General features: G+C 68.8%; 19 protein-coding genes. 8 read left to right on the plus strand and 11 right to left on the minus strand.

All coding sequences use genetic code 11. The features are described from left to right. From A4F85_RS23220 to A4F85_RS23250, 7 genes are all read right to left on the minus strand, one after another. Positions 1–369 carry an EamA family transporter gene (locus tag A4F85_RS23220; RefSeq protein WP_012202070.1) on the minus strand — a complete coding sequence of 123 codons (369 nt, stop codon included), beginning with the start codon at positions 367–369 and terminating at the stop codon, positions 1–3. Next, the gene (locus A4F85_RS23225) at positions 359–1,306 is read right to left on the minus strand and encodes an alpha/beta hydrolase (RefSeq protein ID WP_013800031.1); all 948 of its coding nucleotides are present in this window, start codon (positions 1,304–1,306) and stop codon (positions 359–361) included. The genes A4F85_RS23220 and A4F85_RS23225 overlap by 11 nt, the downstream gene beginning before the upstream one ends. Positions 1,307–1,480: 174 nt before the next feature. Beyond that, positions 1,481–2,185 carry an MtnX-like HAD-IB family phosphatase gene (locus A4F85_RS23230; RefSeq protein ID WP_013800030.1) on the minus strand — a complete coding sequence of 235 codons (705 nt, stop codon included), beginning with the start codon at positions 2,183–2,185 and terminating at the stop codon, positions 1,481–1,483. After that, entirely contained in the window at positions 2,178–3,122 is a 945-nt protein-coding gene (locus A4F85_RS23235) for an HlyD family secretion protein (RefSeq protein ID WP_034397595.1), read from the minus strand. Before A4F85_RS23235 ends, A4F85_RS23230 begins: the two co-directional genes overlap by 8 nt. Continuing rightward, positions 3,119–3,877, minus strand: a complete 759-nt coding sequence (locus A4F85_RS23240) for an ABC transporter ATP-binding protein (RefSeq protein WP_013800028.1) — start codon at positions 3,875–3,877, stop codon at positions 3,119–3,121. Before A4F85_RS23240 ends, A4F85_RS23235 begins: the two co-directional genes overlap by 4 nt. A gap of 15 nt (positions 3,878–3,892) precedes the next feature. Next, a complete protein-coding gene (locus A4F85_RS23245; RefSeq protein WP_012202065.1) occupies positions 3,893–5,047 on the minus strand; it encodes an ABC transporter permease in 1,155 nt (384 codons plus the stop codon). Beyond that, the gene (locus tag A4F85_RS23250; protein WP_063327819.1) at positions 5,044–6,516 is read right to left on the minus strand and encodes an efflux transporter outer membrane subunit; all 1,473 of its coding nucleotides are present in this window, start codon (positions 6,514–6,516) and stop codon (positions 5,044–5,046) included. Before A4F85_RS23250 ends, A4F85_RS23245 begins: the two co-directional genes overlap by 4 nt. A 344-nt stretch (positions 6,517–6,860) precedes the next feature. On the opposite strand from A4F85_RS23250, the gene A4F85_RS23255 reads away from it, so the two are divergent. From A4F85_RS23255 to A4F85_RS23265, 3 genes are all read left to right on the plus strand, one after another. Continuing rightward, positions 6,861–7,865, plus strand: coding sequence for a fimbrial protein (locus A4F85_RS23255; protein WP_063327820.1), 1,005 nt, complete (start codon positions 6,861–6,863; stop codon positions 7,863–7,865). A gap of 133 nt (positions 7,866–7,998) precedes the next feature. After that, a complete protein-coding gene (locus tag A4F85_RS23260) occupies positions 7,999–8,724 on the plus strand; it encodes a response regulator (RefSeq protein WP_013800025.1) in 726 nt (241 codons plus the stop codon). After that, entirely contained in the window at positions 8,709–9,887 is a 1,179-nt protein-coding gene (locus A4F85_RS23265; RefSeq protein ID WP_043823338.1) for a sensor histidine kinase, read from the plus strand. The genes A4F85_RS23260 and A4F85_RS23265 overlap by 16 nt, the downstream gene beginning before the upstream one ends. Positions 9,888–9,913: 26 nt before the next feature. Here A4F85_RS23265 and A4F85_RS23270 read toward each other — a convergent pair whose 3' ends face one another. Beyond that, the gene (locus tag A4F85_RS23270; RefSeq protein ID WP_013800023.1) at positions 9,914–10,567 is read right to left on the minus strand and encodes a TetR/AcrR family transcriptional regulator; all 654 of its coding nucleotides are present in this window, start codon (positions 10,565–10,567) and stop codon (positions 9,914–9,916) included. Positions 10,568–10,612: 45 nt separating this feature from the next. Between A4F85_RS23270 and A4F85_RS23275 the strand changes: the two genes are divergently transcribed. Further along, positions 10,613–12,307 carry an acyl-CoA dehydrogenase family protein gene (locus tag A4F85_RS23275; protein WP_063327821.1) on the plus strand — a complete coding sequence of 565 codons (1,695 nt, stop codon included), beginning with the start codon at positions 10,613–10,615 and terminating at the stop codon, positions 12,305–12,307. A 45-nt stretch (positions 12,308–12,352) separates the two neighbouring features. Next, positions 12,353–13,873 (plus strand): class I adenylate-forming enzyme family protein, encoded by a 1,521-nt coding sequence (locus A4F85_RS23280; RefSeq protein WP_063327822.1) that lies wholly within the window; start codon positions 12,353–12,355, stop codon positions 13,871–13,873. Positions 13,874–13,906: 33 nt separating this feature from the next. Here A4F85_RS23280 and A4F85_RS23285 read toward each other — a convergent pair whose 3' ends face one another. Both A4F85_RS23285 and A4F85_RS23290 read right to left on the minus strand, forming a co-directional pair. Continuing rightward, positions 13,907–15,019, minus strand: coding sequence for a siderophore-interacting protein (locus A4F85_RS23285; protein ID WP_063327823.1), 1,113 nt, complete (start codon positions 15,017–15,019; stop codon positions 13,907–13,909). Positions 15,020–15,149: 130 nt separating this feature from the next. Further along, positions 15,150–16,178 (minus strand): helix-turn-helix transcriptional regulator, encoded by a 1,029-nt coding sequence (locus A4F85_RS23290; RefSeq protein ID WP_063327824.1) that lies wholly within the window; start codon positions 16,176–16,178, stop codon positions 15,150–15,152. A 135-nt stretch (positions 16,179–16,313) separates the two neighbouring features. Between A4F85_RS23290 and A4F85_RS23295 the strand changes: the two genes are divergently transcribed. The 3 genes from A4F85_RS23295 to A4F85_RS23300 all read left to right on the plus strand — a co-directional run bounded on the left by A4F85_RS23295 (position 16,314) and on the right by A4F85_RS23300 (position 19,960). Then, positions 16,314–17,513, plus strand: a complete 1,200-nt coding sequence (locus A4F85_RS23295) for a threonine ammonia-lyase (RefSeq protein WP_034397582.1) — start codon at positions 16,314–16,316, stop codon at positions 17,511–17,513. 106 nt (positions 17,514–17,619) lie between these two features. Next, positions 17,620–17,769 (plus strand): hypothetical protein, encoded by a 150-nt coding sequence (locus A4F85_RS30930; RefSeq protein WP_013800017.1) that lies wholly within the window; start codon positions 17,620–17,622, stop codon positions 17,767–17,769. A 325-nt stretch (positions 17,770–18,094) separates the two neighbouring features. After that, entirely contained in the window at positions 18,095–19,960 is a 1,866-nt protein-coding gene (locus tag A4F85_RS23300) for a phosphoenolpyruvate carboxykinase (GTP) (RefSeq protein ID WP_063327825.1), read from the plus strand. A gap of 294 nt (positions 19,961–20,254) precedes the next feature. On the opposite strand, the gene A4F85_RS23305 is transcribed toward A4F85_RS23300, so the two are convergent. Next, entirely contained in the window at positions 20,255–20,674 is a 420-nt protein-coding gene (locus A4F85_RS23305) for a hypothetical protein (protein ID WP_012202052.1), read from the minus strand. Positions 20,675–20,778 lie beyond the last annotated feature (104 nt).

Below are 20,778 nucleotides of genomic sequence, written 5' to 3' on the forward strand. Positions count from 1 at the left end.
TCAATGGAGGCCCACGATGGCGACGCCTATGGACACGAGGACAATTCCGGCGACCCGCATGGGTGCCAGCTTCTCGGCAAACAGCAGCCGGCCCGCGATCATGATGGCCACGATGTTGATGGAGCCCAGCAGCACGCCTTCGGACAGCGGCACCAGCGAGAGAAAGGCCAGCCACAGCACGAACTCGGCCACGTAGCAGCCCACGCCCAGCCACAGCCAGGGCCTGGAGGCCATGAAGCGCCAGCGCGCCAGGCCGTCGAGGTCACCGGGCTGGCTGGCGGCGGCCTTGAAGGCCAGCTGGCCCCCGCTGTCCACCAGCACGTTCAGCACCCACAGCGTGATGACCAGCGGCGAGAGATCACTGCCCATGCCGCGCGGCCTCCGCAGCCCGCACCTCGCGGGGGGCGGCACCGCTGGCGATGCGCGCCACGAATTCAGTGGTGCGCGCGATCACGGTTCGGCGGTCGCGGTCAATGGTGACCATGTGGTAGCTGTTGTCCAGCAGCACCAGCTCGACATGGGCCTGGCTGGCGCCATGCACGATGTCATGGGCGTTGGCCACCGACGAGATGTCGTCGTTGCGCGCATGGATGACCAGGCAGGGCGAGCGCAGCTGGGGCAGTCGCGCCAGCACATGGGCCGAGAGGCGGCGCAGCTCGATGATGGACCACCAGGGATTGCCCGGCAGGCCGGCCGCCGCGCTGTCGCCCGAATGCATTTGCTCGACCACGCGCGCGCGCAGGGCCTCGTCCTTGATGCCGTAGGGCGGCTGCTCCATGAACACGCTGTGGCGGCCAATGCCCAGCGCGCGGAACAGCGGCAGCAGGAAGGCCAGGCGCGTGTAGAAGGGAATGCTCCAGCCGTCGTAGCGGAAGGTGGTGGACAGGGCGCAGACGCCGTCCACCTTGTCGGGGTGGCGCTGGGCCACGGCCAGGGAGAGCACGGCGCCCATGGACAGGCCGCCGACCACCACATGGTCCATGTGCTGCGACAGTCGCTGCAGCCCGGCCTCCACGCTGGCCAGCCAGTCGGTCCAGCGCGTGTCCACGAGATCTTCCATGCTGCCGCAATGGCCGGCCAGCTGGACCGCATAGACGGTGAAGCCCTGCTTGTTCAGCCCCTTGGCCAGCAGGCGCATCTCGGCCGGCGTGCCCGTGAGCCCGTGCACCAGCAGCACGCCGGTGCGCGCGGCCGCGCCCGTGCCGGGCATGACGAATTCATGCTCGGTCACGCAGATGCTGTCCAGCCCCGTGGCAGCAGCCTGCTCGCTGTGCTGAACCAAGGAGAGCCCATCACTCAAATTCATGTCAATTTTCCATGACGCTGCGCGTCGCCCTCTGACCGTGAAACTGGCGTGCCCTGAAGCCAGAGACACCGAGGAAGGGCCTTGGCCGGCCGCGCCGCCCCGCACCGAAGGTATCGTCCCCCTTGGGGGGCGCCGTGCAACGGGAAGGCGCGAAGCGACTCAGGGGGTGGTATGTCATGCCAGCGCCTCCAGGCCCAGGACCACCTTGTCGAGCAGGGCCGTGGCCTGCTCGAAATGCTCGAAGGGCGCATGGGCGATGCCCCGGCTTTCGCAGTGGGCGATGAGCTTGTACTTGGCCAGCACGAAGTCGGCCCGGCCCGAGACGCAGAAGTCCGAGGTGCTGTCGCCCACGTAGAGCACGCGGCCGTGCAGGGCCTGCTGCTCGGCGAGGCGCTCGCACTTGCAGTTGCCGCTGGCGCGCGCGCACTGCGCGCTGGCCCAGGGAGAGTCCAGGCGCCAGCTGCGCTCGCCGGTCTGCACCAGGCGGTTGGCGATGACCTGCAGATGGCCCAGGCCATGGCGCTCCAGCACATGGCGTATGGCGTAGTCGATGCCGTCGCTGACCACCTGCACCACCATGCCGTGGGCCTGGGCGGCCGCCACGAAGCCGGCAAAGCCGGGGTCGATCTCGATGGTGTCCAGATGGGCGCGCAGCTCGGCCTCGTCCATGTCCAGCAGCGCGACCTGGCCCTTCATGCATTCGCGCGAGCCGATCTCGCCGCGCTCCCAGGCGTCTTCCAGTTCCTGCCAACCGGGCTTGCCGAAGCGGTTGAGCAGGGTGTCGGTCACGTCCAGCAGGCTGATCGTGCCGTCGAAGTCGCTTTGCACCATCCAGCCGGGGGCGGCGGTGTCCAGATACAGGGGAATGCGCTTATTCATGAAACTGCACCCTTACGTTTTGACCCACGCGCACGGCGGCGGCGGGAGCTTGCTCGAAGACCAGCACGCACTCGATGACACGCACCGGCCCGCGCTGCTGGTCGTCCTGCAGCCGCGCCGTGCCATAGACGGGGCTGATGCGCAGCACGCGTGCCGAGGGCAACTGCTGCTGTGCGGCGCCATCGGCGTCCAGCGTCACCGTGGCCCGCATGCCTTCGCGCACGGCGGCGGCGAAGCTTTCGTTGATTTCGGCGCGCACCTGCAGCGGGCGCTGCGGCAGCAGCACCACGGCCGGCGTGCCGGGCACGGCCTGGCTGCCCGCGTGGGTGGCCAGGCGCACCACGGTGCCGGCCTCGGGCGCGCGCAGTTCCTGGCGCTTGTGCTGGGCGCGCAATTGTTCGAGCTTGCGCTGTGCCACCTGGGCCTCGGCTGCGGCCACGTCGATCTCGGCCTGGGCATCGCGCAGCGCCTGCGCGGCCTCGTCCACGTTCTGCGCATCGGCGGCGCCCTCGCGCGCTGCGGCCTGCCAGCGAGACAGGGTCTGCTTGAGCTGGGGCAGGCGCGCGGCGCGTGCCTTCTGGCGGGCCTTGGCCAGCTGGGCCTCGGACTCGGCCACGGCCAGGTCGGCCTGGCCCGTATCGTCGGCCAGCCTCAGCAGCAACTGGCCGCGCTGCACGGACTGGCCTTCCTTGACGGACAGCTGCTGCACCACGCCGGCCACGGCGGGCGACAGGTCCAGCAGGCCGCCTTCCACCTCGATCTTGCCGCGCGCCACGGCCACGGCCGCCGGGCCGTTTTGCTGCGCCTTGGCGCTGGCCTGGCCGGCATTGGCAGGCGCATCGTGCGAAGGACCGCAGCCCGCCAGCAGCGCGGCGGCGGCCAGCGCCGCAGCCAGACCGGCAGTGGACGCGGCAAGGCCGCTCAGGGGGTACTTCATTCTTTTTCCTTCAACGGGGAGGTCTGGCGCCAGTCGCTGCGGATGGCGCCGTCCTCCATGCCGAGCACGCGGTCGGCATGGCGCACCAGGCGCGGGTCATGGCTCACGCACAGCACGGTCGTGCCATGGTTGCGCGCCGCGCGGTGCAGGATGTCGATGACGCGCTGGCCGCTTTCGGCATCCAGCGCACTCGTGGGTTCGTCGGCAAACAGCAGCTGCGGCGCCTTGGCCATGGCGCGCGCGATGGCCACGCGCTGCTTTTCGCCGCCCGACAGTTCGGCCGGGCGCATGTGGGCGCGGTGGGACAGGCCGACCTCGTCCAGCGCCTGCTGCGCGCGGCGCAGGGCCTCGTCGCTGCGCAGGCCCATGTAGCCCAGGGGCAGCTGCACCTGCTCGATGGCCGTCAGCGCCGGGAACAGGTTGAAGCCCTGGAAGACGAAGCCCGTGTGGCGCAGGCGGAATTTCTCCAGCGCCCGCGTGCCCAGCTTGCCCAGGTCCTCGCCCAGCGCCATGGCGTGGCCGCTGTCGGGCGCCTGCAGGCCCGACATCAGCGACAGCAGCGTGCTCTTGCCGCAGCCCGAGGGCCCGGAGATCAGGCTCAGCTCGCTCGGGTACAGCGACACGGACAGGCCTTGCAGCACCTGCACGCTGACCATGCCCGACAGGAAGGACTTGCACAGGCGCACGGCCTCCAGGCTGGGTGCCGTGCGGGGCGCCGCCGTGGGCGCGGGAGAGTGGGCATTCATCACGTTCATGGGGTCTGGCCGTCTTCAGCGCAGCAGCGTGGCCGGGTCGGCCCGTAGCAGGCTGCGCATGGCGCCCAGGCCCGACAGCAGGGACAGCACGGCCACCAGCACGGCGCAGGCCAGCACGGCCGATGCGTTCAGCGCCACGGGCACGCGGTAGGCCATGGCCAGGGCCAGCAATACGGCGCTGGCCAGCGCGGCCATCACAAAGCCCAGACCGCCGATCCAGCAGGCCTGCTCGACCACCACGCGGCCCAGTGCCGCGCGGCTCACGCCCAGCGCGTTGAGCACGGCGTACTCGCGCGAGGAAGCGGCCACCACGGCCTTGAGCGACTGGCTGGTGACCACCGAGCCCACCAGGCAGACGATGACGGCCATGAACAGCACGCCCGCGCCGGCGCCCGTGTCGAACATCCAGTAGCGCTGCGAGCGCCGCGCGAATTCCCTGGCCGTCCAGGCCTCGTAGGGGCCGAAGCTGGGTGTGGGCTGGTTCAGGCGCTGCTTCACGGCCTTGGCCGAGGCGCCCGGGCGCACGCGCGCCACGAAATAGGTGCTGCCCTGGCCGGGGTCGCCCGCAATCTCGCGGGCCGTGGCCAGCGAGGCCAATACGTTCACGCCGCCCAGGCCACGCAGGCCGTCCACGGCCGCCACCACCTGCACGCGGTGGTTGTTGACCCAGGCCACGCCGCCTTCGCTGGTGCCCAGGGTCTGCAGGTCGGCCCGGTCCACGATCACGGCGCCGGTCTCGCGCAGGCGCTGGCGCTGCCAGGGCTGGAGCACGTGGGAAAACAGCATGGAGGCGTCATCGGTGGCAATGCCCGACAGGTAGACCGACACGCCGCCGCCGTGCTCGCTGGCCGCGCCACCGGCCGCCGAGTCCGAGCGCCAGTCGCCGTCCACCCAGACATAGGGCTCGACCGCCGCGACATCGGGGTCCATGCGCAGGCGCATGTCCACGTCGCGGCCGATGGTGCGGCCGAAGTTCACGCTCTGCGTGCCCGGGTAGCCGATCCACAGGTCGGCCGAGGAAGCCGTCACATACAGCGCGGCCGATCCGAAGATGCCCAGCACCAGCGCGGCCTGCATGGCCAGCAGCACGCCGGAGAAGCCCACGGCGAAGACGGAGGGAATGAAGCGGCGCCACTCGTGCACCAGCGTCTTGCGTGCCAGGGCGATCATGAGGGCGCTCCTTGTGCGAGCGGAGCCAGTGGAGCCATGCCGCTGTCGGCAGCGTCCTGGTCCTCGGCCGGCAGCGGCGCGCCGCCCAGGGCCTTGTACAGCGCCACGTAGGCCAGCGCATGGGCAGCCAGGGCCGTGGTCTGCTCGCTGCGCGCCTGCAGCGCGGCGCGCCGGGGCGCCAGGCCGCCGAATTCGCTGTCCAGGCCCAGCTTCAGGCGCTGGTCCTGCACGCGCTCGCGCTCGGCCAGCACCTGCTGGGTGGACTGCAGCGAGGCGATGCGCTCGCGCTGGGCGTCCAGCGCGGCCAGTGCGGACTCGACCTCGGCCACGCCGTCGAGCACGCTCTGGCGGTAGGCCTGGACGGCGGCCTGCAGCGCCAGCTCGCTGGCGTCGGCCTGGGAGCGGCGGCGGCCCCAGTCGAACAGGGGAATGTCGATCTGCGGCCCGAAGGTGGGTGCGTTGTCCTGCGTGGTACGCAGGTTCTGGGTGATGTTGAACGAGTACAGCAGCGAGCCGCCGATCACGAAGCGCGGATACAGCGCCGCATGCGCAATGCCCTGCTCGGCCGCCGCGCGTTCCACGGCGGCCTGCGCCACCTGGATGTCGGGGCGCGTGCGCAGCAGGTCGGCCGGCAGGGCGGCCACGCCCAGTGCCTGGGCACCGGGCAGCGGGGCCTTGGCATCGGCCTGCAGCCACTGGGCATCGGGCCGCGTGCGGCCCAGCAAGGCGGCCAGCATGTGGGCGCTGCGGGCCTGGGTTTCGCGCAGGCTGGCACGCAAGGCGGCGCTCTGGCCGGCCTGCAGTTGCAGCTGGTGCACGGCCTCGGCCGTGCCCAGGCGCTGCTGCTGGCGCACCTGGGCCAGTTGCAGGGCACGCGCATCCAGCAGTGCCTGTTCGTCGATCAGGGCGCGCTGGCGCTGGGCCATGCGGATGTCCAGATAGCGGTGGACCACATCGGCCACCAGGGCCACGCGGGCCGCCTGCAGGCGGCCCCGTGCGTCAAGCACGGAGGCGGCGGCATTGCGCTCGCCGGCCTCGCGGGCGCCGAACAGGCCCAGGTCCCAGCTCACGTCGATGCTGGCGTGGAAATACGAGTCGATGGCCGCAATGTCCTGCAGCGTGCGCGCACCGGCCGTGAACACGGGCCGGAAGGCCGAGCCGGCCGTGCCGGCCAGCAGCCGTTGCTGGCGCAGGCGCGACTGGGCCTGGGACAGGTCGAGGTTGGCGGCCAGCGCCTCCTCGACCAGGGTGTTGAGGGATTCGTCGCCCCAGGCCTTCCACCAGCCCTGCAGGTCGGGCGCTGCGGCCGAGCCAGGTGCACCCGGCGCGGCGGCGGGCAGGGGCTGCGTCCACTGCGTGGGCACCGAGCCGTCAAGCTGCGCCGGAGGCGGCGAGGAGCAACCGGCCAGCGCCAGGGCGGCGCCCAGGCACAGGCTGGAGAGGCGATGCGTCGCGGCGGCGTGGTTCACGGGATGGACAGGCGGGAGGGGATGATCGAGGGGAGGACCGGGAAAACGAGGCCAGGGAACCATGTCCCCGGATAGCCATTGGACGCGGCCAAGCTTGCGCGAGGTTGCAGGCTTTATGGAGGAAACATGGAGAGCGCAGCGCCTTGCGGGAGCCTCTCTGCCCCAACCCGGGCGAGAGCCAGTTGCGGACCGCCCGATCACCGCAGACTCGGATGATTCCGAGTTTATTTTCAGAACGCTCCAATTCCAATGCCGCATGCAGGTCAGTACATTGGCCGGATATCGCGCCCTATGCCACCTGTCCCAAGGCATTGATCCATATCTTCCAGGCTGGAGTTCACAGCATGTCTTTCACAGCCATCTTGCGCCATGCATTGGCCACGCCTCTCCTCTTGATTTTTTGTATGGCCCCTATTTCATCCTGGGCCCGTTGTTCCTCCCAGGGTTGGAATGCCCAGTTTCCGGGTTCAGCCAACACCCCCACCATCGTCAATGAAAATTATCCGATTGGCAGCGTTGTCTATTCCAGGACAATGAATTTACAAAATACCGGAGCCGGCAGCTACCACATTTCTTGCGACAATGATTTTTATTACATAGAAGGCATTGGAACGGAAAGCGGTGGAATATATTCCACCGCCATTCCCAACCTGGGCATGAGAATCACGTGGGAAAGAGCCGCGCCTTATTCAGGGTCCATGCTGAAACAGGGCATATTCCATTCACTGCCAAGCAACAACATGACCCTCGAGCTCGTGAAAACCGGAGAACTCACATCTGGCGGTTCCCTGAATGGCAGCTTCGCACGAATCTACTCAGGGACCAGCAATGCCCGTGACTTGCTGGCCACGGTATTCTTTTCGAGTGGCATCACCGTCAACGTCAGCAGCCGCCCCAGGCCGCCGACCTGCCGGGTGTCCACGGGCAAGATCGACGTGACCATGGCCCCCGCCCCGTTCGCCGATTTCAAGGGAATCGGGTCCGTCACGGCAGCCAAGGACTTCAGCATCGAGTTGACCTGTGCGGGAGGCGAAGCCAATACACGCCTGACCGCCTTCATCACGCTGACGGATGCCACCCAGGCCACCAACCGATCGAGCACGCTGACACTGGCCCAAAATTCCAAGGCCCGGGGTGTCGGCATACAGGTACTGAGAAACAACGTGCCCGTGAGCTTCGGCCCCGACTCCGGCAGCCTGGGCAATGCCAACCAATGGAATGCGGGCCAGGTCGCACAGGGGCAGAACAGCCTGAAGATTCCGCTGAGCGCGCGCCTGGTGCAGACGGCCGGCAGCGTGACACCTGGCATGGCCTATGGCCGGGCGACCTTCACGATGAGCTACCAATAGCCGCTGATGGGTCCGCAGGAAATGAACAGCGCCAGCCTTGCGCGCGATTGCAGACTTCGTGGAGCCAATATGGAGGGGCGGCGGCACGCAGGGCATCGCACCATAATGTGCGCCTGGCCCTGCCAGCTTTCCCATGAACTCCACAGCACAGCCAACGGCAACCACCCCCCTCGTGCTCGTCGTCGAAGACGAGCCCGCCATCGCCAGCATCCTGACGGCCTATCTCGAGCGGGACGGGCTGCGTTCGCGCATGGCCTCGGACGGCCAGGAGGCGCTGCAGCTGTTCCGCCTGCTGCGGCCCGACCTGGTGCTGCTGGACATCCACCTTCCCGGCATGGATGGCATCGACGTGCTGCGCGCCATCCGCGATGACAGCCAGACGCCCGTGATCATGGTCACGGCCCTGGCCGATGATGTGGACAAGCTGCTGGCCCTGCGCCTGGGCGCCGACGACTACGTGGTCAAGCCCTTCAATCCGCCCGAGGTCGTGGCCCGCGTGCGCGCCGTGCTGCGCCGCACCCAGGCACGCAAGAACCCGGCGCCCGCGCCCATCCGCGTGGGCCCCATCGAGATCGACTCCGAGGCACACAGCGCCGTGGTCTACGACAACGAGGGCCGCGCCCTGCCGCTGCCCCTGACGCTGACCGAATTCCGCCTGCTGGCCTGCCTGGCGGCCCAGCCCCGGCGCTGCTTCTCGCGCTCCCACCTGATCGAGCACTGCCTGCCCGAGAGCGATGCGCTGGAGCGCGTCATCGACTCCCATCTGTCCAAGCTGCGCCGCAAGCTGCAGCTGGCCGGCCAGGAAGGCCTGATCGAGACCGTGCGCGGCATTGGCTACCGGCTATGGCCCTGGGACTGAGGCCCAACCGCATCTGGGTGCGCTTCGGCCTGTGGATCACGGCCACCGTGCTCAGCACCATTGCCCTGCTGGCCATCGGCGTGCTGGTGTTCTCCGAGATCCAGTACCGCGACTTCTACAGCAGCCTGCCGCCGGCCGTGCAGATCGAGCTGGACGAACTCAACGCCCAGTCGCTGGAAGACAGCCCGCGCGCCATGCAGATCTACGGCCAGTACTGGACGGGCGATCTGCTGTTCGGCGAGAAATGGTCCCTGGTCATCGGCCTGCTGGTGTGCCTGCCCTTCGGGCTGGCCGTGGGCTTCTGGGTCTCGCGCCTGGTGACGCGGCCCCTGGCGTCCATGGTCGAGGTGGCCAAGCGCGTGGAGCTGGGCGACTTCAGCGCGCGCGCCCTGCCCGGCAAGGCCCATGGCGAGATGGCCGAGATGGTGGTGGCCTTCAACCGCATGATCGATTCGCTGGAGACGCTGGAGGCCGAGCGCCGCGCCACGGCGGCCTCGATCTCGCACGAGCTGCGCACGCCGCTGACCGTGCTGCAGGCGCGCCTGCATGCCATCTGCGACGGCGTCATCGCCGCAGACGACACCGAGCTGAACACGCTGCTGTTCCAGGTCGAGCACCTGGGCCGGCTGGTCGGCGACCTGCACACGCTGTCCATGGCCGATGCCGGCCAGCTGTCGCTGCAAAAGCAGCGCCTGGACCTGGCCGAACTCGTGGCCGAGACGCTGGACCACCTGCACCCCCAGCTCCTGCAGCATGGCATGCAGCTGGAGATGCACCTGCCCGCGCCCAGTGACATTGGCATGGCCGACATCCGTGCCGACGCCGACCGCATGCGCCAGATCCTCTCCAACCTCGTCAGCAACGCCATCCGCCATGCGGCCAGCGGCGCATGGCTGGGCGTGGCGCTGACGGTGGAATCCGATATCGAAGGCCGTGCCTGGGCCGTGCTGCGCATCAGCGATGCCGGTCCCGGCCTGCCCAGCGAGCTGCGCTCCCACCCCTTCCAGCGCTTTGCCCAGGTGCCCGGCAAGCGCCGCCGCGAGGGCTCGGGCCTGGGCCTGTCCATCGTCAAGGCACTGACCGTCTCCCAGGGCGGCAGCGTGGAGGCCGACGACTCCGAGCAGGGCGGCGCCCGCTTCACGCTGCGCTTTCCGCGCGTCTGAGTCTCGGGCCCCTGGGCCCCGAGGGACTACGCAGCCTGCGCCTCGCGCAGCAGCGCATGGATGGCCCAGCCCAGCGGCGCGCGCAGCTGCTGCAGCGTCTGCTGCGGCCCCAGCGCCAGCAGCGATTGCGACACCCAGCCATAGGTCAGCGTGTGCAGCAGCCGTGCCAGGGGCTGGGCCGGCGCGGGCAGCGGCGGATCGCAGTCCTGCAATGCCGTGCCCCACAGCTGTACATAGGCCTGGTAGTGACGGCGGAAGGGCTCGGGCGCGGACACCTTGCGCTCCAGCATGAACAGCGCGGCCCACATCGGCGCCTCGCGCGCAATGCCGTCGACCAGGGTGTCCAGCAGGCGGTCCACGCGCGTGGCCAGCGGCATGCCGGCACTGTCCTGCAGCGTCTGCAGTCCCTGGGCGTGCAGGGCCTGCACCTGGCGGTGGATGCACATGGCCGCCAGCGTGTCCATGTTGCCGAAGTATTCATAGAAGGTGCCCAGGCCCACGCCGGCCACGGCGGCCACCTCGCGCACCGTGGTGCGCTCGTAGCCCTGCTCGATCACAAGCCGAACAAAGGCGTCCTGCAGCGCCTGCGACGTGGCCTGCGCGCGCGATTGCAGGGGGCGGCGCCGCACTTTGGGCGGCTGCGGCTGCTGCCGTGAAACCCGAACACCTTTGCTGGGCATTTTTCCTAGACTTTTGCGTTGAGACCAACGATCACGGAGACACGCATGAGCACCGGCCAGACATTGCAGACAGGGCACACCTGGAACACGCACGACGTCCTGAACCAGGTCGACGAACTCACCGACTTCAACCTGCTGGAGGCCGACCCTGCCCTGGCCGAGGCCCTTCAGCGCAACGGCGCTGCGCGCCACATTCCTTCGCTGTCGCGCTATGCGCAGCAGCTGGGCGAACGCGCCACCTGGGAGCTGGCCGAGCAGGCCAACCGCCACACGCCCGAGCTGCACCGCTTCGACGCGCGCGGCCGCATCATCGATGCCGTGGAGTTCCACCCGAGCTGGCACACGCTGCTGGGACTATACCGGCAGCAGGGGCTGATCTCCCTGCCCTTCGAGGACAGCAGCGCGGGCCGCTGGAGCGCCTGGGCCGCAGGTTTTTACCTGCACGGCCAGGTCGAACAGGGCACGCTGTGCCCGGCCACCATGACCACGGCCGCCATCCCGCTGCTGCAAAAGGAACCGGCGCTGTGGCAGCAGCTGCAGGGCAAGCTGTTCAGCCACGAATACGATCCGCGCGACCTGCCCGTGGCCGACAAGGCATCGATGTGGCTGGGCATGGGCATGACCGAGAAGCAGGGCGGCTCCGACGTGCGCGCCAACACGACGGTGGCCATGCCGGTGCACGCCGGCGGGCGTGGCGGCGAGTACCTGCTGCGCGGCCACAAGTGGTTCTTCTCGGCACCCATGTGCGATGCCCACCTGGTGGTGGCGCGCATGGGGGAAGGCGGTGGGCAGGCCTGCTTCTACGTACCGCGCTGGCGCCCGGACGGCAGCAGGAATGCCGTGCGCGTGCAGCGCCTGAAGGACAAGGTGGGCAACCGCAGCAACTCCAGCAGCGAAGTGGAGTTCGAGGACGCCTGGGGCATCCTGATGGGCGAGGAAGGCCGGGGCATTCCCACCATCATCGAGATGGCCACCTACACCCGCCTGAACTGCGTGCTGGGCAGCGCCGCCATCCTGCGCTCGGCCACGGTGCAGGCCCTGGCCTATGCGCGCCGGCGCAGCGTCTTCGGCAAGCTGCTGGCCGAGCAGCCGCTGATGCGCACCGTACTGGCCGACCTGGCGCTGGAAAGCGAGGCCGCGCTGCAGATCGCCATGCGCCTGGCCCAGGCCTATGAGCGTGGAGGCGACGAGGGTGATCCGCTGGAGCGCGCCTGGAAACGCATCATGACGCCAGCGGCCAAGTTCTGGGTCTGCAAGCGCGGCGTGGAGCTGACGGGCGAGGCCATGGAGGTGCTGGGCGGCAACGGCTACGTGGACACGGGCGTGATGGCGCGCCTGTTCCGCGAGGCGCCCGTGAACTCGATCTGGGAAGGCTCGGGCAACGTCATGTGCCTGGACGTGCTGCGTGCCATCTCGCGCGAGCCCGAAGGCGCACAGCTGCTGCTGCAGGACCTGATCGACACGGCAGCGGGCGAGCCCGCGCTGCTGCAGCAGGCGCAATCGCTGGCACGGCGCCTGTCCGGCCCGCCTGACCAGCTCGAGGCCCAGGCACGCCGCCTGGTGCAGGACCTGGTGCTGCTGGCCCAGGCCTGCCTGCTGCGCCGCCATGCGCCGCCCGCCATGGCCGACGGCTTCATCGCCACGCGCCTGGGGGCGCAGCAGGGCGCCATGGTGGCGGGCGCCTTCGACCCGGCAGGCCTGGACATCGCCGCCATCCTTCAGCGCGCGCTGCCCGCCTGAAGCGGCCGCCGGCCCACCACACAACAAAGCACAAGGAGACAAGACATGAACCTGCTCGACGCCTTCGACAGCGCCGTGCGCAAGACGCCCGCCAAGGCCTTTCTGCGCGACCGCGGCGCCTCCATCAGCTATGCCGACATGCAGCGGCGCTCGCAACGCGCGGCCGCCGTGCTCCAGGCCCAGGGCGTGGGCCGGGGCGATACCGTGGCCCTGATGTGCCTGAACACGCCGGGCTTTGTCGAAGCCCTGTTCGGCGCCTGGCGCCTGGGCGCCGCGCTGGTGCCCGTCAACCACAAGCTGCAGGCGCCCGAGCTGCAGTACATCCTCGACCACGCGCAGTGCAAGGCCCTGGTGTTTGACGCCGCACTCGCGCCCGTGGTCGCCGCCGCGCCACACCCCTGCGCCCGCCTTGTGACCGAGGCGCAAGAGGCCGTCCCGGGTGTCCAGGACTGGGACACGCTGGTGGCGGCCGCCAGGCCCATGGAAGGCACGCGGCCCGCCGATGGCGACATCGCCCAGGTGCTCTACACCTCGGGCACCACGGGCCGGCCCAAGGGCTGCCTGCTGAGCCACCGCGCCGTCACGCTGGCGGCGATCACAGCGGCGCTGGGCCTGTCCATCACGCGCGAGGAACGCACGCTGATGGCCATGCCCATCTGGCACTCCTCGCCGCTCAACAACTGGTTTGGCGGCACGCTGTACATGGGCGGCACCGTGGTGCTGCTGCGCGAGTACCACCCCCAGCATTTCCTGCAGGCCGTGCAGGACGAGGGCGTGACGCTGTACTTCGGCGCCCCCGTCTCCTACTTTGCGCCGCTGCAGATGCTGCCCGACTTTGCCCGCTACGACCTGAGCAGCGTGCGCGCCTGGGTCTACGGCGGCGGCCCCATCGGCGCCGAGATGGCACACAAGCTGGCCACGGCCTACCGCAGCGACCGCTTCTACCAGGTCTACGGCATGACCGAGACCGGCCCCACGGGCACCACGCTCTACCCCGAGGAGCAGGTGGAGCGGGCCGGCTCCATCGGCCGCGTGGCCCTGCCCGGCGTGGACATGCGCGTGGTGCGCGACGACGGCGAGGATGCCGGCCCGGGCGACACCGGCGAGATCTGGCTGCGCACCGGCAGCGTGATGGACGGCTATCTGCACGACGCCCCGGCCACGGCTGCCGCCTTCGCACCGGGCGGCTGGTACCGCACGGGCGATCTTGCGCGTCTGGACGACGCGGGCTATCTCTTCATCGTGGACCGGACCAAGGACATGGTCATCACAGGGGGCGAGAACGTTTATTCCAAGGAGGTGGAGGACGCGATCTCGGCCCATCCCCAGGTCGCCGACGTCGCCGTCGTGGGCCGGCCCCACCCCGAATGGGGCGAGACCGTCATCGCCCATGTGGTGCTGCGCGGCGAGACCGCGCCCGATACCGAGGCGCTGCAGCAATTCCTGGCCGACAGGCTGGCACGCTACAAGATCCCGCGTGAATTCGTCTTTGCGGCCAGCCTGCCGCGCACGCCCACAGGCAAGCTGCAGAAATTCCTGCTGCGTCAGGAGCGCAGCGCCACCTGAGGTGCCGGCCTCCTGCGTGGCCTGCTTCGCGACCTACTTCGCTGCCTTGAAATCCGACTCGCTCATGCCGCGCCGCCAATAGGCCACGACCAGCTGCTCGTGCTTTTCCAGCCCGCGCTCCTCGCGCGCCCACTGGCGCACGGCCTGGGCGGTGTCGAACTCGCCAGCGGCCCAGACGAAGCGGCTGGAGGGATGACCGGCCAACGCATCCGGCCAGCGCACGGCGCGCAGCGCGTCGATCAGCAGCGTGGTGGTGCCGGCCTCGGCAGCGCCCCGGTGCAGCCAATGCCATTGCAGGCCTGCGGGCGCCTGCACGGGCTGCTCGTCCTGCGGGCCCTGGACCTCGGCAAACACATGGCCGCGCGTGTGCGCCGGCAGGGCGGCCGCAATGCGCAGCATGGCCGGCAGGCCGGTGTCGTCGCCGGCCAGCAGCATCCAGTCGGCCGGCGTGGCCGTGCGCCCGCCGGGGCCGGTCATGCCGATGCGCTGGCCCGGCTGGGCGCGCGCGGCCCAGGCGGACCCGGGGCCGGCGTCCTCGTGCAGCACGAAGTCCACGTCGATCCATCCGTCGGCGCCGTCTTGGGCCATTCCCATCGCGCGCATGGTGTACGTGCGCATGTCCAGGCGCATGTCACCCTCGGGCAGGCGCAGCAGGCCGCTGGCCGACAGCGTGGGCCATTCGGGCTCGATCACGCCCGGCTGCGGAAACAGCAGCTTGACGTGGATGTTGGTGTCCTGCGCATAGCGCGCCATGTCGTCACAGGCAAAGCGCACGCGGCGCATGTGCGGCGTGAGATCGCGCACGGCCAGCACCCGCAGCTCGCGGAAGGCCGGCGGGCGCTGCAGCGCGGCGCCGTCACCCTCCCAGGCCAGGGAGCCGTCGGCGGCGCCCGTGGCCTCCAGCAGCAGGTGGGCCAGCATGAGCTTCATGTCCTGCAGCAGCTCCACGCCGGGTGCCGCCACCTCGGCATGGACCTGCCGGTCCTCCAGCCACAGCTGGCCCCGGCCGCCTTCGTAGTCGGCCACCCAGCGCGCGCCTTCGCGGCGCACGGTGATGTCGTGCTCCTGCATGTGCCCGACGATGGCGGCGATGGCCTCCTCGGCCCTGTCCATGCGCACCGAAGTGCGTGCCTGCAGCTGTGTCATTGACGGATGTCCTTTCGTTCGGTGATTGCAGCATCGCCCGGCGCCTGCGGGGTTTGCGCCAGCCCCGCCGACGTTTGCGCAGCGCGCCCATAAACCCATAGGCCCATAGCCCATACAGCGGCCTTGGCCCTCAGAGCCTGGCGCGCACCAGCTTGGGAGAGATGCCGAAGCGGCGCTTGAAGGCCGTGGAGAAATTGGCGGCGCTGGAATAGCCGGCCGCATGCGCGACCTCGGAGACGCTGCAGCCCGTCTGCTCCAGCGCGGCCCAGGCGCGTTCCAGCCGCTGCTCGCGCCGGTACTCGTCGATGCTCGATCCGTAGGCCAGGCGGAACTGGCGCTGCAGGGCGCTGGCGCTCAGGCCGACCTCGCGCGCGATTTCGGCCAGCGGGCGGCAGCCGTCGCCGCCGCTGTCCAGCAAGGCCTTGAGGCGCGCCATGCGCCGGTGTTCGCGCACGCCCAGCACGCCCGGCACGGTCTGCGCCGGGTCGGGCTCGGGCGCGTCCAGCGCCTGCACGGCCTCGTGCACCAGCTCCAGCGCGCGGCTGGCCAGCAGCAGGGGGGCAGAGCCTTCACGCGCCAGCTGGATGATCTGCTCGGCCACCGCCACGGCGCGCGGCGATGGCTGCCAGGGCTGTATGGCCAGCAACTGCTGCTCCATCCAGTGCCGCAGCAGCGGTGGCGCGACCATAGGCAGGGCCTGGGCGGCAAACCATTGCGGCTGAACGGTGATGCTGAGCTTGCGCTCGAACTTGCCGCGCCGCCAATGCCGCATGAACATGTCGCCGGGCCGCGAATGGATGACGGCGCCGCAGGCCTGCGCATGGGCACCGGCCGGGCTGGCGGGCGCCACCTGCATCTGCAGGCCCTGGCTGCCAAAGGCCACGTCCACGCAGCCCTCCAGCAGCACGACCAGATGCAGCCCCGGCACGGCAGGCGAACGCGTGCTCATGGTGCGCAGGTCGCGCGCCTCCACGCCATGCAGCCACAGGCCGGGCTGGACCTGCCAGGACTGCAGGTGCCCGGCCAGCAGCGCGTCCTCGGCCGTGACCTCGGCATCGAGGATGCGGTAGTCGGGACCGCTGAAGTCGCAGGCACGCAGCGTGCCCCGCCCCAGCCAGCGCGGAGGGCGTGCAGGTGTTTGGACAGAGGAAAGAGCCATGGCCAGCCGGAGCGGTGTGCGCCCCAAAGACAAGAATGATTCTCATTTTATGGATCGCGCCGGTGCGGCGCTTTCTGCGGGGAATCCATGGCGTGCCCTGCCGCGCGCCCGGGCCGCCGTGCGCCACAATGCGTGATGCTCAGCCTCCAAGACATCCAGAACGCCGCCGACCGCCTGCGCGGCGCCGTGCTCGAAACGCCCTGCGTGGAATCGCGCACGCTGTCCCAGATCACGGGAGCGCAGGTCTATCTCAAGTTCGAGAACCTGCAGTTCACAGCCTCGTTCAAGGAACGCGGCGCCCTCAACAAGCTGGCCCAGCTCTCGCCCGAGGAGCGCGCACGCGGCGTGGTCGCCATGAGCGCCGGCAACCATGCCCAGGGCGTGGCCTACCACGCGCAGCGCCTGGGCGTGCGTGCCGTCATCGTCATGCCGCGCTTCACGCCGGGCGTGAAGGTGGAGCGCACGCGCGGCTTCGGCGCCGAGATCGTGCTGCACGGCGACTCCCTGGCCGAGGCGCGCCAGCACGCCTACACGCTGGCCGAGCAGCAGGGCCTGTGCTTCGTCCACCCCTATGACGACGAGCAGATCGCGGCGGGCCAGGGCACGCTGGCGCTGGAGATGCTGGCCGAGCAGCCCGACCTGGACCAGCTCATCGTGGCCATCGGCGGCGGCGGCCTGATCGCGGGTGTGGCCACGGCGGCCAAGGGGCTGAACCCGGACATCGAAATCATCGGCGTGCAGACCCAGCGCTTTCCGTCCATGTTCAATGCCGTGCGCCAGGCCGGGCTGCCCATGGGCACCTCGACCATCGCCGAGGGCATTGCCGTCACCCAGCCCGGCGCGATCACGCAGGAAGTCGTATCGCGCCTGGTGGACGACATGCTGCTGGTCGATGAAGGCGACATCGAGCAGGCCGTGCTCATGCTGCTGGAGATCGAGAAGACCCTGGTCGAGGGTGCGGGCGCCGCGGGCCTGGCCGCGCTGCTGCGCCATCCGCAGCACTTCGCGGGCAAGAAGGTGGGGCTGATCCTGTCGGGCGGCAACATCGACCCGCTGCTGCTGGCGGCCATCATCGGGCGCGGCATGGTGCGCTCCGGGCGGCTGGCGCGCATCAAGGTCAGCGCGCGCGACGTGCCCGGCGTGCTGGCGCGCATCACGGCCACGGTGGCGGCGGCGGGGGCCAATATCGAGGAAGTCCACCACCAGCGCGCCTTCACCATGCTGGCCGCGCAGAGCGTGGAAATCGAGCTGGTGCTGCAGACCCGCAACAAGGCCCACATCGAAGAGGTCATCGCTGCCCTGCAGGCCGAAGGCATGCAGGTCAACGCCGTCTAGAGCCCTAGCAGGCCCCTGGCCCCTTGTGTCATGGCTTTCCCCGAAGGCGCGGGCGGGCAGGCCTGCCTAGAATGGGGCATCCCCATTGGCAGCCAGGAGCTTTTGCATGTCGCATGATCCCGCAGCGAACCACGGCGAGCAGTCGCCCCCCGAAGACGCCACCGAGGCCATCGTCCCCTACATGCCCGTCATCCTGCCCCTGGCGGGCGCCGTGATGATGTTTCTGCTGGCCTTCATCGCCGTCAACATGGCCTGATACGACCCCTTCGCCCCCTGCACCTAGCCCCGCTTTGCGGGGCTTTTTGTTTGCCTATTGCATAGGCAAACAGACAGATAATCTTGCATATTTCAATGCACAGAATGCATAGTTTTTGCCATTCGTTTGCTGACAAATTCGTGACCGCTCCCTAGAATCGAATCCCCAGCCGGTGCGCCGCCAGCTTCCGCCAGCGCCGCCTCGCCGCCCCGAGAAGAGCTTCCTTCGCGCGCCGACTGAACAAGAGCCCGTTTCTCAAAGTTGGTGCGGCAACAGGCGCGTCCCCTTTGAAAAACTGGTTTTTTCAATTGAAGGAAGCTCCGCGATGAACGCACCCGTCATGCAAGGCCTGAACATCCAGGCCCCTGCCTACGTCAAGAACAGCCGACTGATCGCCTGGGTGGCCGAGATGGCCGCACTGTGCAAGCCCGCCCGGATCCACTGGTGCGACGGCTCCCAGGAAGAGTACGAGCAGCTGTGCCAGCAGCTCGTCGATGCCGGCACCTTCAAGAAGCTCGATCCCGTCAAGCGCCCCGGCAGCTACCTGGCCTGGTCCGACCCGTCCGACGTGGCGCGCGTCGAGGACCGCACCTACATCTGCTCGGCCAACAAGGAAGATGCGGGCCCGACCAACAACTGGATGGCCCCGAACGAGATGCGCGCCACGCTGCAGCCGCTGTTCGACGGCTGCATGGCCGGCCGCACCATGTATGTGGTGCCCTTCTCCATGGGCCCGCTGGGCTCGCCCATCGCCCACGTGGGCGTGGAGCTGTCCGACAGCGCCTATGTGGCCGTCAACATGAAGATCATGACCCGCATGGGCCGTGCCGTGTATGACGTGATCGGCGTGGAAGGCGAGTTCGTTCCCTGCGTGCACACCGTGGGCGCGCCCCTGGCCGAAGGCGAGAAGGACCAGACCAGCTGGCCCTGCAACAAGACCAAGTACATCGTCCACTACCCCGAGACGCGCGAAATCTGGAGCTATGGCTCGGGCTACGGCGGCAACGCCCTGCTGGGCAAGAAGTGCTTTGCGCTGCGCATCGCCTCCACCATGGGCCGCGACCAGGGCTGGCTGGCCGAGCACATGCTCATCCTGGGCGTGACCAACCCCCAGGGCAAGAAGTACCACGTGGCTGCGGCCTTCCCCAGCGCCTGCGGCAAGACCAACTTCTCCATGCTGGTGCCGCCCAAGGTCTTCGAAGGCTGGAAGGTCACCACCATCGGCGACGACATCGCCTGGATCAAGCCCCAGGCCGACGGCTCGCTGCGCGCCATCAACCCCGAAGCCGGCTACTTCGGCGTGGCCCCGGGCACGAACTACCACACCAACCCCAACTGCATGGCCAGCCTCGACAAGAACGTGATCTTCACGAACGTCGCGCTGACCGATGACAACGACGTGTGGTGGGAAGGCATGGACAAGGACACCGGCAAGCAGCCCGATCACCTGATCGACTGGCAAGGCAAGGACTGGACGCCCCAGATCGCCCGCGAAACCGGCGCCAAGGCCGCCCACCCCAACGCCCGCTTCACCGTGGCCGCGACCAACAACCCCGCGCTGGACGAAGCCTGGGACGATCCCAAGGGCGTGAAGATCGACGCCATCATCTTCGGTGGCCGCCGCTCCACCACCGTGCCGCTGGTGACCGAGGCCCGCAACTGGACCGAAGGCGTCTACATGGCCGCCACCATGGGTTCGGAAACCACGGCCGCCGCCTTCGGCGCCCAGGGCGTGGTGCGCCGCGACCCCTTCGCCATGCTGCCGTTTGCCGGCTACAACATGAGCGACTACTTCCAGCACTGGCTCACGCTGGGCGCCAAGATCGAAGGCCAGGGCGCCGTCCTGCCCAAGATCTTCACCACCAACTGGTTCCGCAAGAACGCCGACGGCAAGTTCGTCTGGCCCGGCTACGGCGAGAACATGCGCGTGCTGAAGTGGATGATCGACCGCCTCGAAGGCCAGGCACAGGGCGAGCAGACCGCCTTCGGCATTGCGCCCCAGTACGCCGAGATCAACTGGACCGGCCTGGACTTCTCCGCCGACCAGTTCGCCAGCGTGACCAGCATCGACAAGGCCGCCTGGGCCGAGGAAATGCAGCTGCACACCGAGCACTTCGACAAGCTGGCCCACAAGCTGCCCCAGGAGCTGCTGGTGACCAAGGCTGAACTGGAAAAGCGCCTGGGGACATAAAGCTCCCCCTGAGCGGCTACGCCGCTTCCCCCTCTCGCTTCGCGGGGGGGACGGCACCCTCGGTGCGGGGCGGCCCTTCCTCGGTGCCCCTTGCTTTGGGCAGCGCCAGTTTCATGGACTGTGGAAGATGCACAGAACAATGAATCCTTGAGTAGCTCTCGACCCATAGAAAAAGCCTCGCACTGCGAGGCTTTTTTTGTGGCGTTTCAACGACGCCCCCAGACAACAAAAAAGCCGCGCCTTGTGGGCAGCGGCTTTTTTTGGAGGAGCGCCGCAAGGCGCCCCAGGCAGAGATCAGTTGCCTTGACGATCCATGGCGCGGGCCAGGTCGGCCATCAGGCGGGCGTCCTGCAGGGCGGCATTCCAGATGCGCTCGTCGGCAGCGGCCTGCTGACGGCTCTCGGTCCAGGCGCGGTAGCCGGCGCGGGCCGTCATGGCAGCGCGGCGGGCGGGAGCGGAGAACAGGGCCAGGCCCATGAATGCGGCAACCCACAGCACCACCCAGGCGCCCAGCATGTGGCCGTCGGTCCAGTTGTGGGCGACCTCGTTGACCACCACCATCAGCGCAGCCACCAGGGCAGCGAGCAGCAGGGCGCTGGCGCCACGCTTGCCGGAAAAACGCTTGGCAGCGCTCTTGCGGTCATCGGCGGCTTGATAGACATGCACCACACCAGGGTGCTCGACACAGTAGGAGTTGTAAATGAAGTTGCTCATGGCAGATAAACCCAGTTAAATAGCCGCTTTTGACGGCGTGGCGGGCGACTAGGTGTAACTATAGGGTTTACCCTAGAGCTCTTCAAATTTATATCTTGAATCTG

Source organism: Delftia sp. GW456-R20 (assembly GCF_001622915.1).
Taxonomy (GTDB): domain Bacteria; phylum Pseudomonadota; class Gammaproteobacteria; order Burkholderiales; family Burkholderiaceae_C; genus Comamonas; species Comamonas acidovorans.

Coding starts and splice junctions, on each gene's coding strand:
- A4F85_RS23220 (WP_012202070.1), bottom strand. CDS start 369: ATGGGCAGTGATCTCTCGCCGCTGGTCATCACGCTGTGGGTGCTGAAC.
- A4F85_RS23225 (WP_013800031.1), bottom strand. CDS start 1,306: ATGAATTTGAGTGATGGGCTCTCCTTGGTTCAGCACAGCGAGCAGGCT.
- A4F85_RS23230 (WP_013800030.1), bottom strand. CDS start 2,185: ATGAATAAGCGCATTCCCCTGTATCTGGACACCGCCGCCCCCGGCTGG.
- A4F85_RS23235 (WP_034397595.1), bottom strand. CDS start 3,122: ATGAAGTACCCCCTGAGCGGCCTTGCCGCGTCCACTGCCGGTCTGGCT.
- A4F85_RS23240 (WP_013800028.1), bottom strand. CDS start 3,877: ATGAACGTGATGAATGCCCACTCTCCCGCGCCCACGGCGGCGCCCCGC.
- A4F85_RS23245 (WP_012202065.1), bottom strand. CDS start 5,047: ATGATCGCCCTGGCACGCAAGACGCTGGTGCACGAGTGGCGCCGCTTC.
- A4F85_RS23255 (WP_063327820.1), top strand. CDS start 6,861: ATGTCTTTCACAGCCATCTTGCGCCATGCATTGGCCACGCCTCTCCTC.
- A4F85_RS23260 (WP_013800025.1), top strand. CDS start 7,999: ATGAACTCCACAGCACAGCCAACGGCAACCACCCCCCTCGTGCTCGTC.
- A4F85_RS23265 (WP_043823338.1), top strand. CDS start 8,709: ATGGCCCTGGGACTGAGGCCCAACCGCATCTGGGTGCGCTTCGGCCTG.
- A4F85_RS23270 (WP_013800023.1), bottom strand. CDS start 10,567: ATGCCCAGCAAAGGTGTTCGGGTTTCACGGCAGCAGCCGCAGCCGCCC.
- A4F85_RS23275 (WP_063327821.1), top strand. CDS start 10,613: ATGAGCACCGGCCAGACATTGCAGACAGGGCACACCTGGAACACGCAC.
- A4F85_RS23280 (WP_063327822.1), top strand. CDS start 12,353: ATGAACCTGCTCGACGCCTTCGACAGCGCCGTGCGCAAGACGCCCGCC.
- A4F85_RS23285 (WP_063327823.1), bottom strand. CDS start 15,019: ATGACACAGCTGCAGGCACGCACTTCGGTGCGCATGGACAGGGCCGAG.
- A4F85_RS23290 (WP_063327824.1), bottom strand. CDS start 16,178: ATGGCTCTTTCCTCTGTCCAAACACCTGCACGCCCTCCGCGCTGGCTG.
- A4F85_RS23295 (WP_034397582.1), top strand. CDS start 16,314: ATGCTCAGCCTCCAAGACATCCAGAACGCCGCCGACCGCCTGCGCGGC.
- A4F85_RS30930 (WP_013800017.1), top strand. CDS start 17,620: ATGTCGCATGATCCCGCAGCGAACCACGGCGAGCAGTCGCCCCCCGAA.
- A4F85_RS23300 (WP_063327825.1), top strand. CDS start 18,095: ATGAACGCACCCGTCATGCAAGGCCTGAACATCCAGGCCCCTGCCTAC.
- A4F85_RS23305 (WP_012202052.1), bottom strand. CDS start 20,674: ATGAGCAACTTCATTTACAACTCCTACTGTGTCGAGCACCCTGGTGTG.